This window comes from bacterium (genome assembly GCA_020444065.1).
Lineage (GTDB): Bacteria > Sumerlaeota > Sumerlaeia > SLMS01 > JAHLLQ01 > JAHLLQ01.
The window spans coordinates 515,394-532,762 of the sequence record JAHLLQ010000001.1; the positions used below are offsets into that span (position 1 = coordinate 515,394).

A 17,369-nucleotide genomic window follows, 5' to 3' on the forward strand; every position below is an offset into this window, starting at 1 on the left:
TGAGAGATAATGGCGGTGGAGGAGGGATTCGAACCCCCGGTACCGTTGCCGGCACACCCGCTTTCGAGGCGGGCTCCTTCAACCACTCGGACACTCCACCGCGGGTTGAGGAAAGGCGCTGAAGCGCCTCGGTTCAGGGCCGGAAGAGTGCAACCAAGCCCGGGGGGCGGTCAACCCGGAATTTCGGGAGTTTTTGGGCCGCACGACGACCGGCTGGGGGCTGGAGCGGAGCGCTCAGTCGCCGATGCCGCGGTAGAAGTCGCTCATCCGGCGGACAAGTTCACCAGACGGAGCCGTCTGGATTTCCATCTCGGGCAGCGAGCGGATGAACCGTCGTCCGTAGTACATCCGCGTGACGCGATCATCAGCGACCAGCACCGCGCCTCGATCGGTGCGCGAGCGAATCAAGCGACCGAAGCCCTGCTTCAATCGAATGATGGCCCGCGGTACGACGAGATTCTGGAAGGGGTCGAGGCCGAGGTTGCGGAGGTGCTCGAATTGCGCCTCGTGAACGGGTTCGTCGGGCACGCTGAATGGAAGGCGCGCAATGATGAGCAGCTCGAGCGCCCGGCCGCGCACGTCGACGCCTTCCCAGAAGCTGCTGGTCGCGAATAGCACGCTCGAATGGTCCTCGCGGAATCGACGGAGGAGCCGGTCGCGCGATTCCTGGCCCTGGATCAGGCAATCGATGCCGAGGCGCTGGATGGTGGGAGCGCACTTGGCGTGGGCTCGTCGCATGTGGCCGTGGCTGGTGAAGAGCACGAAGCCGCGCCCGCCGCTGACGGAAACGGCCTGCACAATCAGGTCGTCAAGTCGGTCCTCGTAGCCTGGTCGGCGCGGATCGCCGAGATCGTTGGGAACGCCAAAGAAGACCTGGTCGCGATAGACGAAAGGCGTCTGCAATTGGCGCGTATCGAGCGGTCGCGCGGCGGGTAATTCCTCGATCGATGGCTCTTCCGGATCGATCTCGGACTCTTCCATCACCGGGTCGTTTTCCCAGTCGGGCTCGTCATCCTCAACGGACGGTTCGAAGGCGGCCGTCAGTTCGCCGGATAGCCCAATGCGATCCATCAGGTAGTTGAATTCGTTGTCGACAGTCAGTGTGGCGCTCGTCAGCACTTCCGTCTTCATGTTGTGATGGAGGGTTTCCTTCAGCGCCTTCGCCACGGAAATCGGCGCATGGCAAAGGCGCACAATCAATCGATCGCGCGCGTCGGCCGCGAGCTCTATCCATCGACAGATGATCGGATCGTCTTCGAGGAACTTGCGCAGCATCCGACGTTGCTCGTCGAGGCGCCCGACGTGAGCGCGCCACTCCATGACGTGATTGAGCAGGCTCTCCTGCACGTCTTCGGGCAGTTCTTCGATTTCCTTCAGAGCCGCCTTATTCGCCTCGACCGCTGCGGCGATCTCGTTTGATGCGTCTATGATCAGCGGCTCGATTTCATCCGCCCAACGGGGGTTTTGAAGAATATCCGGCACGAGGCGCTTGCGATGTTCCAGGCTGCGGCGGCGTGGCCGCGGAAGTCCTGTGATATCCAGGAATCGCTGCCCGATGTCTTCGAGAAGGAAGTCGACGCTCTGGCGCATGTCCTCGGTGGCGTTGACAGCAGCGACTTGGATGGCCTGCAGCGCTGGACACTCCACGCCGACTTTGCCGCTCGAACGCAGCTTCTCCATCTGATCGGCTGCAGCAGCGAGAGATCCGTAAGAGCGGCGTGAATCGCGCCGATAGATGCGCCCGGTGATCCGCGCCAAACCGGCACGTGTGATCTGGCGCCCGAGATGGCGCGTGGCAACTTCCTCCACGTGATGCGCTTCGTCGAGAACAACGCGCGTGTAGGGCGGCAGCACGGCAGCCGTGGACCAATTACCGGTCTCGCGACGGACGGCCAGGTCGCTCATCAGCAGCGAGTGATTGACGACGAGGATGTTTGCCCGGGCCGCACGTCGACGCGAGTTGTAGAAGAAGCACTGCTCGTAGAACTTGCAGCGCACGCGAAGGCAATTGTCGACTTCGGAAACAACGCGTTCCCACACATCGAAACTCGGCGAGACGGCCAGTTCGCCGACGTCGCCAGTCTCGCTGGCGGAGGCCCAGTTCAGCAGCTCGCGCAATTCATCGACGCGCTCATCGACGAAGAGTTGCGCCTGGCCGCTGTTGATTTCCTCGGCGGCAAACTCCGCCTTGCGCTTGCACACGTAGTTGCCCCGGCCTTTGACCAGTTCAGCGCGGAACTCTCGGTCGAGAGCATGGCGAACGGCCGGCAGATCCTTGTGCAGAATCTGCTCCTGCAGGTTAATCGTATTGGTGGAAATGACGACTCGCTCCTGATTCAGGAGAGCGTACTGAACAGTCGGCACCAGGTATGCCAGCGATTTCCCCGTACCCGTGCCGGCCTCGATGACGGCAATTCCGTCGTTGTTGAGCGCCTCGGCGACTGCTCCGGCCATGTCGCGCTGCATGGGGCGGTCTTCGTAGTGCTCCAGTTCCTTCGCCATAGCCGAGTTCGGCCCGAGGCTTCGTTCGATCTCTGCGATATCGAGCGGAGTTTTCTTCTTCGGATCATGCGGGCGAACAATCACGCGCACGCGTTCGGCTGCATTGTCGATCACATAGCTGCCGGCGCCGAGCGATCCCATCTGGCTCGAGATGCTGAGATCGGCATCGGACGGCAGGAGGTTTCCGCTGGGATGATTGTGCAGAATGACTTCGCCCGGACGGACGCGATCGATCAGCGCAGGCACCGCATCCGCCGAACCGTACGCGTGCGATTCGACTTCCTGGACAAGGCCATCGCTCCCCCGCCGACCGATGAAGAAGACCTCAACACCGCCCGCTTCGGCGATTTCGCCGGCGATCAATTCCCGCGCTTCGCGAGTGATGTAGTGGCTGGCAGGTCCTTCGATCGGGGGCGGCATAGGGCTTCAGCGGGACAGGAATCGCAATCAGTGCGTTTTGATCAACCACGCAGACAGCAAGAGCATCAAGAGCCCAAGCAGAACGTTGATCGTCAGCAGGGCGGACTTACGCTGCGCCCACTTGCCGGCCTTTGCAACAGACAGTAGGCCCAGGACCGCAAGAATTCCCACAAGCGCCAACATCTTGATGCCGAAAAGCATGTGAGAGACGCTGGTGAAGTCTTTGTAGACTTGCGTGAATTGGAAGATGCCGGTAGCGATCATGATGGCGATGATCATCCACGCCAAGTGAATCCAACGCCCGGCGATGCGGTCCTTCAATTGATCGTCCAGGCCGCCTTCGCGCGCGGCGTACTTCAAAAGGATGACTCGGAAGAAGAACACGCCGCCCACCAGCACGGCGGCACCGATCAAATGAATGATGTGACTGACAGTCAGAAGTGCGTGCATTGTGACCCCTTGTGTATTCGAAACGACTTCCTTCGGCGACAGGCCTTGTAGACACAAGCCAGGACGGAATGGCAACGATTTCCGCTCGGGCCGGATCTTGCTCGTTCCATGCCAAAACGGAGGTACTGCACAATGGACCCCAAAGCACGCGTGCTCGTGAGCCTACTCGTGGTCCTCGTCTGGTGCATTTCACCCGCACCGGCAGGAACCACTGCGGATTTCATCCTCCCCCAAGGGCCGGCCGGCAAGGCCGAGCCCTTCTCTCTCAATGTCCATCCGGTCGCTCTGACCAGCGGCTTGCCCGTTCGTGTTCAACTCGATTCGGAGCACGACTATCAGATGCAACTCCAGCCGGCGGTGTTGCGCGGTCCCGAGAGCGGAACGTGGACAGGCCAAATCAACGGGGAACTCGACAGCCACGTTCAATTCACACTGGAAGAAGGCGAACTGTACGGAGAAATCCATCGAAACGCCGAAGACTGGCAGATTGTCCGTGGGCCCTCCGGCAATTACGTGGCCATGGCTATGGAACCGCGCGAGGATTTCTGCGCTCCTCCCCTGCCCAGTCGACCTGCCGGCATGATCGGAGTGGATCCGCGCATGGATGACGACGGCTCGGAGATCGATGTGCTGTTTGTGTATACACCCAACGCAGGAGCGGCTGTCGGCGGCGCGTCCGGACTTCGCACCCGCTTGCGGGCCGCGGCCGATGGAACTAACCAGGCCTACATCGCCAGCCAGATCACGACACGCATCAGAGTGGTTGGAATGCGAGAGATTACCTACACAGAATCCGGTGACAGTCAGGATGAGCTAAATGCACTCCAGGGCTTCGGCGATGGGCGCATGGACGATGTCCACACGCTTCGCGATCAGTTGGGCGCAGACCTGGTGATGCTGATTGCGGATTATACGCCGGATGGGTTCTGCGGCCGAGGCTATCTGCTGACTTCCCAGTCGACGGCGAATGCAGGATTCGGGTTCTCGGTCGTGGCGCCGACTTGTACCGACATCGTGACGATCGCGCACGAGTTCGGCCACAACATGGGTTGCGCGCACGATCGGCCGAATGCGGGACCTGTGGCGCTGTTTCCTTACTCGTATGGATATTCGTTCTTCGACAACACGGGGCTGCTCCGCCGAACGATCATGTCTTACCCACCGGGGTCGCAGATTTTTCAGTTCTCCAATCCCAACCTGACATTTAACGGAGTCGCGACCGGCGAACCGGCGGGATCCCAAGATGGAATGGGTAATCCGACGTCCGCCGATGCGGCGCAGACGATCAACCTGTCGCGAACAACCGTCGCGGCATTTCGAACGCAGGTCCTGCCATCGATCATTGCATCCAATGCAACGGCCGCCGAATCGAGTGGATCGCCGACGGACATTCTCGTTCCGGTCACACTTTCGTTCGCGACGAATCAACCGGTGACGGCCAGTTGGAGCCTCGCCCCGGTGTCCGCCGTACCAGGCTTCGATTACGAGGATCGTTCGGGTTTTCTGACCATCCCGGCAGGCTCGACGAGCACCAACGTCAGCCTTCGGATTCTGGACGATCAATTCAGCGAAACTGATGAGGCATTTCAACTCGTGCTCTCCTCCCCCACCAACGGCCTGATCGATGGCGATCCAGGCACGATCACGATTACCGACAACGACCCAGCCGCGCTCTCGATCGAGGGTGTTGTGCTCGTTGACGAGGGCGACTCCGGACAATCGGACGCCGTCTTTCCCGTGAGGCTCTCCACGATTGCGACGAAACTCATCGAAGTCGACTACGAGACGCAGCCGATCAACTCGAGCAACATGGCTGTCGCGGGCGTCGATTATGTCGCGCAGCAGGGAACCTTGACGTTCCCGAACGGACAGACTCTCCAGGAAATCCACATCCCAATCATCGGCAATACGGCGGATGACGCCTTCCGTACGTTCGCCGTTGTGCTTTCCAATCCGTCCAATGCCCAGATAGCAGACGGGTACGGTGTCTGCGGAATTCTGGATGACGATGGGCCAGACATTACGATCGATGATGTCGCCGTCGATGAAGGCGATTCCGGCACGACGTTGGTGAATTTCACGGTGGGTCTCTCTGCCGCAACACCGGACTATGTCTCGGTCGAGTATCGAACGAGCGACAACACGGCATCGGAGTTCTTCCAGGATTACGTCGCTGCGTCGGGGAAATTGGAGTGGCAACCTGGCGACACGACTACTCGCCAGATCAGCGTCGCCGTTAATGGCGACACGGTTGGCGAAAACGACGAGTCATTCTACGTCGTCCTACAAAATCCGGTGAATGCATCGCTGCCGGATCTGCTCGGCGAAGCGACCATCCGCAACGATGACGGGATGCAGCCGGTTGTCTCTGTCGCAAGCGCGTCCACGGCCGAAGGGGATTCCGGCATCACCGTCTTCGAATTCCCGGTGACTCTTTCCGAAGCGGCACAGGAGGAGATTCTCGTCGATTGGTATGCGCAAGGAATCACGGCCACTGGCGGTCAGGATTTCGACGATAGCGAAGCGTTTGGCACGCTGACATTCGCCGTCGGCACGTCGGGACCGGAGTACATCAAAGTCGATGTCTTCGGCGATACGACACCTGAGCCCGATGAGATCATCGAGGTTTCTCTGAACGCGCCACAGAATGTGACCATCGGAGGTGGTGCCGCTACCGGGACGATCTTGAACGATGATGGAACGCTCCCAACCGTCGCGATTGCCGGAACGTCGATTACTGAAGGCGATAGCGGAACCGTGCAGGCGAACTTCTCTGTGACGCTCTCTGCGGCGTTTGCATCGGATGTCTTGGTCGATTACTACACGTCGGACGTTACGGCCGTTGCAGGCGATGACTATGTGCAGAGTTCTGGTACCGTCACGTTCCCCACCAACTCGACGACGCCACAGACGATCTCCGTCGATGTGTACGGGGATACGCTGGCTGAGTTCGATGAGAACTTCCGAGTGACGCTCAACACGCCTGTGAACGCAACGATCAGTGCCGGAACAGCAATGTGTTCGATCATCAATGACGATGGCACTCCGCCGGCGTTCTCGATCAGTGATGCAACGATTGTTGAGGGCGATTCCGGGACATCAAGCCTGGTCTTCACCGTCACGATGAGCGATACGGCGCCAGTCGATGCGCAGGTCGATTGGTTTACGTCCGACAAGACCGCCACCGAGGGCAGCGACTATGTCTCCAACTTCGGCACGGTCGTCTTCCCCGCCAATATCAGTTCCCCTCAGACCATTAACGTGGAAATCTATGGCGATACGAACGTTGAAGCGGACGAGGAACTGACCGTGACGCTCAACACGCCAATGAATGCACAGATCGATGATGGGCTCGGTATCGGAACAATCGAGAACGACGATTTCCGAACAAGCAGTCTCGTGCTGAATCATCTCCTCGGGATCAGCACGCTCTCCCCAGGAACCGGTGACGGAAATGGGGACGGAGTCATCGATCTGGCCGATGCCATCGATTACATCCAGGGCGGCGACTAAAATAGAAGAAGCCCCCGGCTCGATGATGAGCCGGGGGCGGGATCTTTCTCGGATCAGCGAGAGAATCAGGCGCTGGCTTCGATTTCCGCGAGGATGCGAAGCATGTCGTCGATCGTCTCGTCGAGGCCGTGCTCGTCGCCGGCGTCGACCAGCGCGCGAAGTTCCTCGGTGCGCTTCTGAAGGTCGGTCGAGAGCGGATGATCGCTCGCCACGGCAAGAGTCGCTTCTGCGCGCTCCAACATGTTGCGCGCTTCTTCGCCACGGCTTTCCTTGATCTTGGAGCGGAGCAGATTCGAGACACGCTCCTTCGCTTCCTTGATCATGCGGTTCTTATCGTCGTCGTCGAGACGGTTATCGGTTGCACTGATGGTGACGCGCTTGCTGACGCCGGTCGCGAGGTCTTCAGCCGTCACCTCGAGAATACGGTCGGCGTTCAATTTGAAGGTCACCTCGATGCGAGGCACGCCGCGAGGAGCAGGCGTCACGCCTTCGATGCGGAGCAAGTCCAGGAATGTGTTGTCCGAGGCCACTTCTTCTTCACCTTCGTAGATGGGGAAGGAGATGGCTTCCTGGAAGTCACGCGTCGTTGTGAAGATGTCTTTGCCTTCAGTCGGATACGTGCTGTTGCGCTCGATGATGACGCCCATCTGGTCGCCCTGCAGACCGACACCGAGGGAGAACGGCGTCATGTGGATGATGACGGGCTTCTCCTTGCCGTAGCGGGTCGCGAGGGTCTCTTCGAGATCGCCCTCGAGTGGCGCGAGCACGAGCGTCTGAACCGCGGCGCCCATGGCCACCACTTCTTCCGGAGAAATGTCGCGGCTGGCATTCTTCTGGGTCACGTCGCGAACGATCTTCTGCACGGCCGGGATACGAGTCGAACCACCGACGAGCAGCACATTATCGATCTGGTCGATCCCAATCTTCGCGTCGGCCATGGCCTTTTTCATAGGTTCGATGGTCGCTTCGAACAGGTCCTTGCAAAGCCCCTCGAACGTGTCGCGCGTCAGCACGGTGTCCAGGGTCATCGGGCCCTTCTCGGTCATCGTGATGGCTTCGACGAGAACGTGGGTTTCCTTGAGTTCGGAAAGCTCGATCTTGGCTTCTTCCGCAGCCTCGCGCAGGCGCTGCATGGCGATGGGATCTTCCGCCAGGTCGACGCCGTTCTTCTTCTTGAACTCATCGACCAGGTGATCGGCGATGCGCTTGTCGAAGTCGTCGCCGCCGAGCTTTGTGTTGCCCGAAATGGCCTGCACCTGGAAGACGCCGCTGATAATCTCGATGATGGAAACGTCGAACGTACCACCGCCCAAGTCATAGACCATCAGTGTCTGGTCCTCGTCTCGATCGAGACCGTAGGCGAGCGCGGCAGCAGTGGGCTCGTCGATGATCCGTCGAACGTTCAGACCGGCGATCTCGCCTGAGTCCTTTGTGGCCTGGCGCTGTGTGTCCGTGAAGTATGCCGGAACGGTAACGACAGCCTGTGTGATCTCTTCGCCGAAGTAATCCTCCGCGTCCTGCTTCAACTTCTGCAGGATCATGCCGGAGATCTCCTGCGGCGTATACTCCTTGCCCTCAACGCGCACGCGATAGCTTGTGCCCATGTGGCGTTTGACGGAGAACACGGTACGGCCGACGTTCATGATCGCGCCGCGCTTCGCCTTCTTGCCGACCAGAATGTCGCCGGACTTGGAGAAGCCCACCACCGACGGGGTGATGCGCTCGCCCAGACTGTTTGGGACCACGAAGGGTCCGTTCTTCTCCATGACGGACATCACGGAGTTGGTCGTTCCGAGATCGATCCCCAGTATTCTCGACATAGCTCTTTGCTGCCTTTCACGATGATAGGGCTACGACGACTTTGGCGTCTCGTAGCAGCCGGCCTCGAAAGTAGTACCCTTTCTGTCTTTCCGCCACGATCGTGTTTTCGGGATACTCCCGAGTCCTGACCGTTGCAACTACATCATGCAGTGCCAAATCTACTTCAGTTCCGACAGTTGAGAGAGGCTGCAGGCCGATCCGCTCCATGGTCCTTGAAAGCCGAATCTGTACGCCCTCGACGGCCTTTGCCCAGTTCTCAAACTCCTCGCTGTCGCTACGATGCTGCGACGCGTAATCTACGATACGATCCAATCCGTCCAGCACTGGCAGCATCGATCGGGCAATGGAGCGCAGCTCAACGGAACTACCCTCTTCCTGCTTCTCTTCCATCGATTCTGTCAAATCCACCAGCCGCCAAAGCTCCTTGAGGGCGGCGGTCACCTGGCCGAGCAAGTCCCGTGGATCGGAAGCCCTGACAGGGGCTTCGCCTTCCCACAGCGCCAATGGCTCCGCCTGGAACTCGAACGTTCCGGCCCAGAGCCATCTCTTCAGCCAGGAGGATCTCGACATCACCGCTTCATCCGCAGATCATTGAGCGCCTTGCGGGCGATCTTATTCTTCGGGTCGATCTGCATGACTTGCTGGTAAGCCTGCTGGGCCGAACGGGTATCTCCTTTCATATCATAGGTTGCACCGATTTCCAGGAAGACTTCAGCACTTCCCGGCAGATAGCGCAACAGCTTCTTCAGATGCACCAAGGCTGGTGTAAACAACCCTTTTTGGCGGTATTGTTTACCGAGAGTCAAGTGCGCTCTGACGATAATCTCACGAGTCGCAGAGTTCTTGGGATCGATTGACAGGCTTCGATTCCACATGTTGAAGGCGCTGTCCACCTGTCCACTGCTCAAGTGAGCGGAGCCCAGCATGTTCAGCACCTCGATATTCTTCGGGTGCTTACGGTGGATCTTGTCCAACTCCTCAATCGCTTCCGGCCACTTCTGCTCACTCATCAGGCCCGCGGCGATCTGGAATTGCGCATCGAAATCGTCCGGACGGAGTTTCAAAACTTCCCGATAACGATTGATGGCGCTCGACTTAGCTTCCGGGGTGTCGTTCGCATCGAACTGCCCGCCGTGATAGCGATGGGCTTCGATGATGCATTCTTTGAGGTACTCTTCGTTGCCTTCGCCGCTGTTGAGAGCGGACTTCCAGCGCTGGACGGTTTCGCCCCAGTACTTGGCGGCCTTCTTGCCGTCGCCGCACTTCTCGCTGGCCAGGGCCAGGTTGTGAATCAGATCGGCGCTGTCTGGATTCAGCTTCAGAGCCTTCTCCCACAGATCGATGGCTTCGTCATGCAGACCATGAAGAGCATATGACAGGCCGAGCGTGATATAGGCAAACGTCAGGTTGTTGCGTGAACGCACGTGGGAGGGGTCGATATCGAGGATATCGACCCAGTCCTTGATGGCCTCGCTCCACAGTTTCTTGCGCACGGAAGCGTTGGAACGGCGCATCAGCATCTTGATGTAGGTATCGCGAGCCGGTTTGCTGCCGGAGGATGACTTGTAGGCCTCCTGGGCGCGCTCGATCTCGTGGTCACTGGGACCGTGTCCGCCCTCGGGTCGCTCGTCATCCAGGAAGAGGAAGTCACCACGAATCACATTGTACGTGTGAATGTCTTCCTGAGCCCGTTTCTTGGGTTCTTTCAGCCGATTGTACGCGTTCTGGATGACCATGAAGCGATCCGTGTGTTTCTCCGGATCGTATTTCTTCACCAACTGGACATAAGCGTTCTTAATGTCCTGTTCGGTCGCTCCTTTTTGAAGCCCCAGAATGGCGTATGCGCTCTTTTCAGCCATATGGTCTAGCCTACCTGCCCGCTATTACGGTTGGTTGTCTTGCGCTTCAAATCACCGGATGCACCCCAATCGACGGCTGAACACGCAAACGGGCATGCCCCCGGGATACCCGAAGCCATTGCCACCGGATCAGTAAATCGGTCGTGGCCCTTTGGAGCAAGAGAAAAGCCCGCGGGTTTCGGGCCTGGAGACGGGCGTTTTCAGCGCCCGCAGGGCAAGTCCGCAGTAGACTCCCAACGTCCCTCTATCCCAAAGGCGTAAGCACCGTCGCCTGAGGGCTTCGCCGTTGACGTTTGGGCCTATCCTCTGTTGACTCGGCCAACCGCCGGGAGGTGGCGGCGCTCGTGGCTCGATCGATCAAGGACATCACCCGCCAAGTCAAGGAACAGGCCGATATCGTGGCCATCGTGGGCCGGCACGTCCCGCTCAAGAAGGCAGGAACCTCCTACAAGGCGTGCTGCCCCTTCCACAAAGAAAAGACGCCGTCATTCAACGTGGTTCCGAGCAAAGGCATCTTCCACTGTTTCGGCTGTGGCGCCAGTGGATCGGTGATCGACTTCGTCATGCGGACCGAGCACCTGGAGTTCATGGAGGCGCTACGTCTGCTGGCCAAGGATCTCGGCATCGAGATACCGGCGCCGGGCGGGCCACAGGAGCGCGAAGCCCGCGATGCGGCGGAGAAGCAACGCCGCGCACTGCAAAGTGTGATGGAGTTCGCCCTGGAATGGTTTCGCGGCAACCTGGAGTCGCGTCGCAACGCAATCGCTGCCGATTACCTGGAACATCGCGGCATCGAGCCCAAGATCGCAGAGGCTTTCCAGTTGGGGGCAGCGCTCGAGGGGTGGGCGCATCTGCGCGATGCAGCGGTGGCCAAGGGTTTCAGCGATGATCTGCTGATCGAGGCCGGGCTCTGCAAACGCCACGAGTCGCGCGGCACGGTGTACGATGGGTTCCGCCACCGCCTGATCTTTCCGATTTTCGATCACCGGGGACGACCGATCGCGTTCGGCGGGCGCGAACTCGCCTCCGAGAGCCAGGGCGCGAAGTACATCAACTCCCCTGAGACCGCGCTCTACAAGAAAGGGCGGAATCTCTATGCGCTGAATGTTGCGGAGAAGGCTATCGCCGACAGTGGATACGCGATCCTGACGGAAGGGTACATGGATACCATCATGGCCCATCAGTTCGGATTTACCCAAGCGGTGGCATCGCTCGGTACTGCGCTAACGCCCGAGCAGGCACGACTGCTGAAGCGCTACGCCAGCCGCGTTCACTTCCTCTACGACGGCGACATGGCCGGCCAGGCCGCGATGCTGAAGAACGGCGAGCCACTGCTGGGCGCCGGCTTCGATGCGCGCGTGATCAGCCTTCCGCTCGAGGATGATCCGGATACATTCCTTCGTCGCGAAGGCCCGGAGGCGCTGCGTGCGAAGATGGAGAAGGCGCGAGAGTACTTCGACTTCGCGCTGGAAGCGCACGCCGTTGGGGTGGAGACGCGAACGCTTGCTGGACAGGCGACTCTCGTCGAGAAGTGCGCGCCGCTGCTGCGCGCTCTCGGCAACGAGGTCCAGCGGGAAGCGGCTATCACGCGTCTGCTGACGCGCCTGGGCGGTGGACTTCCACGAGAAGCAATCTACCGAATCCTGGCTCCACGTGAGAGGAAAGCGGCATCGCCCGAGCGCAAGAAGTCTCCTTCGCGCCTGACCATGCCGGAACTGCAGTACGATCCGCTCGAACGCGCCGTGCTGAAACTTATGCTGGAGAGCTTCCAGGCACTTGAGATCTTCCGCCATGAGCTCCAGGAGAGCTGGCTGACTGATCGCCGGCTCGATCCGTGGATTATGTACTTCCTGGGCGGAACGGACGAGGCCATGGCGATGATCGCCGAGAGCGAGTCGGACCCGGAGTATCCCCTGCCAACCGATCCTACGATCGTCTATCGAATTCTGGCCGAAGAACTCCCAATCGGGGAACCGGAGCACGCCTCACGGGAATTGCTGGCAAGATTGAAGCGGCGCCACCATAAGTCCATCACGGCACGACTGATCGAGGCGCTACGCGATACAGACGATGAGAATGCAATGAAGCTGCTGAGCTCATTCCAGGAGGAATCGATGCTCGCGCTGCGAACGGAATTGCCAAAGGCTCAACATCGAATCGAATAAGCAAGGAGAAGGCACCGAAAATGGCGGAACGTCTGGGATTCATCGGTCTTGGAATTATGGGGCTGGGCATGGCCCGCAACCTGATGAAGGCGGGACATGAACTGACCGTCTGGAATCGCACGACATCGAAAGCCGAGGCACTCGCATCGGAAGGCGCGAAAGTCGCCGATAATCCTGCTGACCTCGCCACCAATTGCGACATCATCTTCGTGTGTGTGTCGGATACGCCGGACGTTCAGGAAGTGCTTCTGGGCGACAGCGGCGTGGTGCATGGCGCACATTCCGGCGCCCTGGTTGTGGATCACAGCACCATCAGCCCCTCGGCGACCGTAGAGATCGCGGAGAAGCTGGCTGAGGAAGGCGTTCGCTTTCTGGATGCACCCGTCAGTGGCGGCAGCGAAGGGGCCGCGAACGGGACGCTGAGCATCATGATTGGCGGCGATGCCGGCGACGTCGATCGCGCCATGCCTTTCCTGAAGGCCATGGGAAAGACGATCACGCACGTTGGCAAGACAGGACACGGCCAGATGGTGAAGGCCGTGAATCAGATCCTGGTCGTCGGGCACGCGCTGGCAATGAGCGAGGCTCTCGTCTTCGCGCAGGCGGGCGGACTGGACCTGGAGAAGACGCTCGAAGCGGTGGCGGGAGGCGCGGCCGGCAGTTGGATGCTGAGCAATCGCGGTCCGCAAATCCTGAAACGCGACTGGCGCCCGGGATTCACAATCGACCTGCAGCAGAAGGATGTTCGGCTGGCGCTCCAGGCGGCGGATGATCTGGGCGTGCCAGCGCTGATGACGGGCATCGTGCACGATCTCTATCGCGTGCTGCAGAAAGAGGGCTGCGGCAGCGAGGGGAATCACGCGCTGATTAAGGCGTTGGAAAAGCTGAGCGGCGTGCAGGTCGGTGAGTAGGACTTACTCCCCGATCACGACTTCCACCCAGGCGTCCTGCTGCTTGTAAAGCTCATTGGTGTGGTCGCTCCCCTGCCACGCGAGCTGGTGCTCTCGCGTGCCGCCGAAGTCGTCGTCGTTGACCATCACGTTCATACCAATCGTGTCGCCGGGGCGGAGAGGTCTCGTCTCCGGGCCATCTGCCGTGTCGAGCCCTGTGAACGGGAATCGGTACTCCGTCTGCCAATGGTGATCGTCGATGACTGCCGCCCGGGCAAACCAGCCGTCCGGACGTTCGCCGTATAGATTCGAGTATCCGTCCCAGTACGTTCCGTCGGGAATCCCATAGTGTGGGATCGCTCCTTCGGCCCAGTTCCCATCTGGGCCGCGGCGGTTCGAGCCTTCCGACGGGCGATCGCGATCGAAATCCGCATCGATGAAGACTTCGGTGCAATCGTCCTCCCACAACGAGGCATTCCGAGCCCCTGGCCGTGGGAAGTCATCGAACGAGATCGAGTTGTCCGTGATATTGAAAGCGACGTAGAGAGCCTCGCCATCGTGCGCGAGGTAAAATGTGAAGCTCATGTCCTCCGACGGATAAGCATCGGCGTTGAACGGATTGAACCCGGGATTCACATCGGGCGATGTACCATCGAGACTGAGGGAGAAGGCGCCCTTGTACTCGCCGGGGGCGATTCGGCCATCGATTGTCGGCGAGGCCTCAATGCGTGGAATGACAATGCGCCCTTCGATGGTATCGGACGTTGCCTTGTCCGTCCCTGCGCAAGCGGAAGTGCCCGCGGCTGCGACTGCCAGTGCCAGAATCCAAGCTGCTCTCATCGGTCTTGACGCTTTCTGTAGACTTGCCAACAAGTCGGACTTGTCCACTCGGATCGACTTGCCCCACGATTCGCAAAGACATCCATCGCGTCAATCGCATTGGTGGAAAACCCCAAACCGGAAGCGGATCCATGGCCAAAGAATTCCCCGAGCAACGAATCGCCTCTATGCCGAAGGCGGAACTACACGTTCACCTGGAGGGCAGCGTCCTGCCCGAGACGTTGTTAGCGCTGGCGGAACGGCACAATGTCGAGCCTCCTGGCGCGACGCCCGAAGAAATTGCCGCATGGTATTCCTTCGAGGATTTCCCCTCCTTCCTGAAGCGCTACTTCTTCGTCTGTCACCTGCTGCGCACGCCGGAGGACTTCCAGCGGACCGCGACCGATTACCTGCTGGCAGCGCACCGCCAGGGTGCCGTGCATGTAGAGTTCCACGTCTCGGCAAGCTACCACATCGTGGAATCGGGCGCGAGTTGGCCGAGCATCCTGGAAGGTATCATCGCCGGCTGCGAAGGCGCCGAACGGGAATGTGGCATCTCGTCCCTGCTGATTCCGGACCTCTCGCCGCACTTGGGCGCGGCCCAGTGCGAAGCGGTCGTCGATGAGATCCTGGCGAATCGTCATCCGCGAATCACGGCGCTGGGAATGGGGGGGCCATCGGATAACTGGTTCATCGATGATTTCGGTGCATTGATGAGAAAGGCACACGACGCTGGCCTGCACGTGGTTTCACACGCGGGCGAACATGGGCCATCGATGGAAGTCGGTCATGCGATCAACGTGTTCGGCGCCGAGCGCATTCAGCACGGAATTGCAGCCGTCGATGATGAAGAAGTGCTGAGGTTACTGCGCGAACGTCGGATTCCCTGCGATGTTTGCCCCGGCAGCAACGTCGCGCTCAACGCAGTGCCTCGGCTTGAGGATCATCCGCTACGGGCAATGCTGGATGCGGGATTGATCGTGACATTGGGCAGCGACGATCCTCCCATGTTCCAGACCAGCCTGATGAACGAATATCGGCTGGCTTGGCAACTGGGTGTGACGGAAGAGGAGTTGGGCGTGCTCGGGCGGAACTCGTTGGAGCACAGTTTCGCCACCGAGGATCAGAAGGCCCGCTGGCTTGCCGATTGGGAGAAGTGGCTCACGGCTTCATGAGAGTCAGGTAGATCGTTCCGCTGCTCTGGTCTGTCACCGGGCCGGTCCCAAGATCAACCGTGCCGGAGAATCTGCGCGCGACTGCGAGTTTGCCATCGCGACAATCCATGTCGCCGGGCAATCCAGTATTCCCTGTCAGCCCACCGAAATTGCGTGACCAACGATGGGCCAGGCCGGTGGTCGTCTCTTCCATCCCGATGTAGACCAAGCCGCTGTCGATCGGTCCGCCGCCAAAATCGATCGGCGAGTTTATGGAAAGTACCAACCCGGCGATCGGGTCGTCGCCATTCATCGTCAGATAATTCGTCTCTCGCTTGAAGGCCGCCCAGATCTGTTCTTCGATCGCGTTCCCCGAATGATCGAACTGGAGGAACCCGTACTGATCGGTGTTGTCCGTTCCAAGCGTGCCATTCCCGAAATCACGCCCACCGACGAAATGCGCCGCCGTCCAGAAGTTCCCAGCGGTGTCGAAACCGACTCCGCCAGACCAATCGGACTTCGTGAAGCGAGCGGTCGAGGGTGCATAGCCGTTCGCCCACTGGGGGACGCCGTTGCTGTCGAACAACGAGAAGAAGAGTCGGTAGTAGTACCCGTTGCTGACGATTCCGTGATGCGACAGGCTGATGGCGCCGATATTCATCGATGATTCGTATTGCCCGGAGACGACGATGTCTCCATTCGAATCGATATCCATGCCGGTGATCTCGTCGTCCTGTGCACTGCCGAAGTGACGAGCCCACACGGGCGCGCCGGCGCTCGTGAATTTCGCGAAAATGATGTCGGACTTGCCATTGGTGCTGTAGAAGTCAGCGCCAATCCCCATGCTGTCAGAGAATGAACCAGAGACGACGATCGAATCGTCAGGCGCAATGGCAACGATCGTTCCCCCGCCGCTCGCATAGGTATTTCCCCACTGGAAGACACCGTTGGAATCGAACTTAGCAACGACAAGCCCAGCGCTCAGAGCGCCACCGCCGAGGTCAACGCCGTCGGGAACATATCCCGTGACGATCACGTTGTCGGCGGAGTCCACATCCACGCCATCGAAGTAGCCTGCATACTCGCCGACGATCGGAAAATGCATGGACCATAGATGATTTCCGTCGGGGGCAAACTTGGCAAGAAACGGAGCCGTCTGATCGGCTTCGAGCACGCCACCGCCGAAGTCTACTGAGCCCGCACCACGCCTGCCGGAAAGGATGACGTTTCCCTGCGAATCGATGGCAACCCCGCCGCACGATCCGTTCTGCAAGAGATCGATATACTTCACCCAGAACGACGATCCGACCGGGAAGACTGCGTTTTCGAGTGCCTCGATGCGCGCGAGCAGATCGCCGGAGTTCGCGCTCTCCGAGTCCAACGAATGGAACGCGTAGGGCACGGCGAGGAATTGCTGGCGCGGAAGGAACTCCGCCCCGACCGTTCCGCCGGCATCGCCGACCTTGATGCCCAGGAAGGCCGAACTGGTGCTGAAACCATCCGTTACATCGTCGCCATCGGTGTCCTGCGAGAGGATGACATTGAACTCGCCGGAAATCAGCGGGACGTTGTCAAACGTCTGCGGCCCCCACAGGAGATCGCTGCCGGTTTCGGAGCCATAGATGTTAAACTCCAGCATCTTCATCCCCTCGAGCGGATTGCCGTTCGAATCGACCAGTCGTCCCTGGTAATTCACGAGCGAAGGCACCGACTGGGCAGCAGCCGTCGAAATCAGTAGAGTCGTCAGAATCAGCGCGAAGAATCGCATGGGGGGGT

11 protein-coding genes and 1 tRNA gene are annotated in these 17,369 nt (G+C 59.7%); 4 read left to right on the forward strand and 8 right to left on the reverse strand.

Annotation, left to right across the window (positions count from 1 at the left end):
- Window positions 1-10: 10 nt before the first annotated feature.
- From KQI84_01925 to KQI84_01935, 3 genes are all read right to left on the reverse strand, one after another.
- Window positions 11-100 (reverse strand) — tRNA-Ser (locus KQI84_01925).
- A 134-nt stretch (window positions 101-234) separates the two neighbouring features.
- Complete coding sequence (locus KQI84_01930) at window positions 235-2,922, reverse strand: DEAD/DEAH box helicase family protein (protein MCB2153618.1); 2,688 nt, start codon at window positions 2,920-2,922, stop codon at window positions 235-237.
- A 27-nt stretch (window positions 2,923-2,949) separates the two neighbouring features.
- Window positions 2,950-3,372, reverse strand: coding sequence for a hypothetical protein (locus KQI84_01935; protein MCB2153619.1), 423 nt, complete (start codon window positions 3,370-3,372; stop codon window positions 2,950-2,952).
- Between the two features lie 132 nt (window positions 3,373-3,504).
- Between KQI84_01935 and KQI84_01940 the strand changes: the two genes are divergently transcribed.
- The gene (locus tag KQI84_01940; protein ID MCB2153620.1) at window positions 3,505-6,885 is read left to right on the forward strand and encodes a hypothetical protein; all 3,381 of its coding nucleotides are present in this window, start codon (window positions 3,505-3,507) and stop codon (window positions 6,883-6,885) included.
- 65 nt (window positions 6,886-6,950) lie between these two features.
- On the opposite strand, the gene dnaK is transcribed toward KQI84_01940, so the two are convergent.
- The 3 genes from dnaK to KQI84_01955 are packed head-to-tail and all read right to left on the reverse strand — an operon-like array spanning window position 6,951 to window position 10,565.
- On the reverse strand, window positions 6,951-8,705 hold the full coding sequence (gene dnaK / locus KQI84_01945) for a molecular chaperone DnaK (GenBank protein MCB2153621.1): 1,755 nt from the start codon (window positions 8,703-8,705) through the stop codon (window positions 6,951-6,953).
- Window positions 8,706-8,721: 16 nt separating this feature from the next.
- A complete protein-coding gene (grpE, locus tag KQI84_01950) occupies window positions 8,722-9,276 on the reverse strand; it encodes a nucleotide exchange factor GrpE (protein ID MCB2153622.1) in 555 nt (184 codons plus the stop codon).
- Window positions 9,276-10,565, reverse strand: a complete 1,290-nt coding sequence (locus KQI84_01955) for a tetratricopeptide repeat protein (protein MCB2153623.1) — start codon at window positions 10,563-10,565, stop codon at window positions 9,276-9,278. The genes grpE and KQI84_01955 overlap by 1 nt, the downstream gene beginning before the upstream one ends.
- A gap of 344 nt (window positions 10,566-10,909) precedes the next feature.
- On the opposite strand from KQI84_01955, the gene dnaG reads away from it, so the two are divergent.
- Together dnaG and KQI84_01965 are read left to right on the forward strand one after the other, a co-directional pair.
- Window positions 10,910-12,730, forward strand: coding sequence for a DNA primase (dnaG, locus tag KQI84_01960; GenBank protein ID MCB2153624.1), 1,821 nt, complete (start codon window positions 10,910-10,912; stop codon window positions 12,728-12,730).
- A 20-nt stretch (window positions 12,731-12,750) separates the two neighbouring features.
- Entirely contained in the window at window positions 12,751-13,641 is an 891-nt protein-coding gene (locus KQI84_01965) for an NAD(P)-dependent oxidoreductase (protein MCB2153625.1), read from the forward strand.
- Between the two features lie 3 nt (window positions 13,642-13,644).
- Here KQI84_01965 and KQI84_01970 read toward each other — a convergent pair whose 3' ends face one another.
- The gene (locus KQI84_01970; GenBank protein ID MCB2153626.1) at window positions 13,645-14,460 is read right to left on the reverse strand and encodes a hypothetical protein; all 816 of its coding nucleotides are present in this window, start codon (window positions 14,458-14,460) and stop codon (window positions 13,645-13,647) included.
- Between the two features lie 131 nt (window positions 14,461-14,591).
- On the opposite strand from KQI84_01970, the gene add reads away from it, so the two are divergent.
- Window positions 14,592-15,614 carry an adenosine deaminase gene (add, locus tag KQI84_01975; protein ID MCB2153627.1) on the forward strand — a complete coding sequence of 341 codons (1,023 nt, stop codon included), beginning with the start codon at window positions 14,592-14,594 and terminating at the stop codon, window positions 15,612-15,614.
- Here add and KQI84_01980 read toward each other — a convergent pair.
- A complete protein-coding gene (locus KQI84_01980; protein ID MCB2153628.1) occupies window positions 15,601-17,361 on the reverse strand; it encodes a hypothetical protein in 1,761 nt (586 codons plus the stop codon). The two genes, add and KQI84_01980, sit on opposite strands and share 14 nt — an antisense overlap.
- Between the last annotated feature and the right edge of the window lie 8 nt (window positions 17,362-17,369).

Bases quoted from the DNA above. Each gene is read 5' to 3' on its own strand.
- KQI84_01930 (MCB2153618.1), bottom strand. From the start codon at position 2,922: ATGCCGCCCCCGATCGAAGGACCTGCCAGCCACTACATCACTCGCGAA.
- KQI84_01935 (MCB2153619.1), bottom strand. From the start codon at position 3,372: ATGCACGCACTTCTGACTGTCAGTCACATCATTCATTTGATCGGTGCC.
- KQI84_01940 (MCB2153620.1), top strand. From the start codon at position 3,505: ATGGACCCCAAAGCACGCGTGCTCGTGAGCCTACTCGTGGTCCTCGTC.
- dnaK (MCB2153621.1), bottom strand. From the start codon at position 8,705: ATGTCGAGAATACTGGGGATCGATCTCGGAACGACCAACTCCGTGATG.
- grpE (MCB2153622.1), bottom strand. From the start codon at position 9,276: ATGTCGAGATCCTCCTGGCTGAAGAGATGGCTCTGGGCCGGAACGTTC.
- KQI84_01955 (MCB2153623.1), bottom strand. From the start codon at position 10,565: ATGGCTGAAAAGAGCGCATACGCCATTCTGGGGCTTCAAAAAGGAGCG.
- KQI84_01965 (MCB2153625.1), top strand. From the start codon at position 12,751: ATGGCGGAACGTCTGGGATTCATCGGTCTTGGAATTATGGGGCTGGGC.
- KQI84_01970 (MCB2153626.1), bottom strand. From the start codon at position 14,460: ATGAGAGCAGCTTGGATTCTGGCACTGGCAGTCGCAGCCGCGGGCACT.
- add (MCB2153627.1), top strand. From the start codon at position 14,592: ATGGCCAAAGAATTCCCCGAGCAACGAATCGCCTCTATGCCGAAGGCG.
- KQI84_01980 (MCB2153628.1), bottom strand. From the start codon at position 17,361: ATGCGATTCTTCGCGCTGATTCTGACGACTCTACTGATTTCGACGGCT.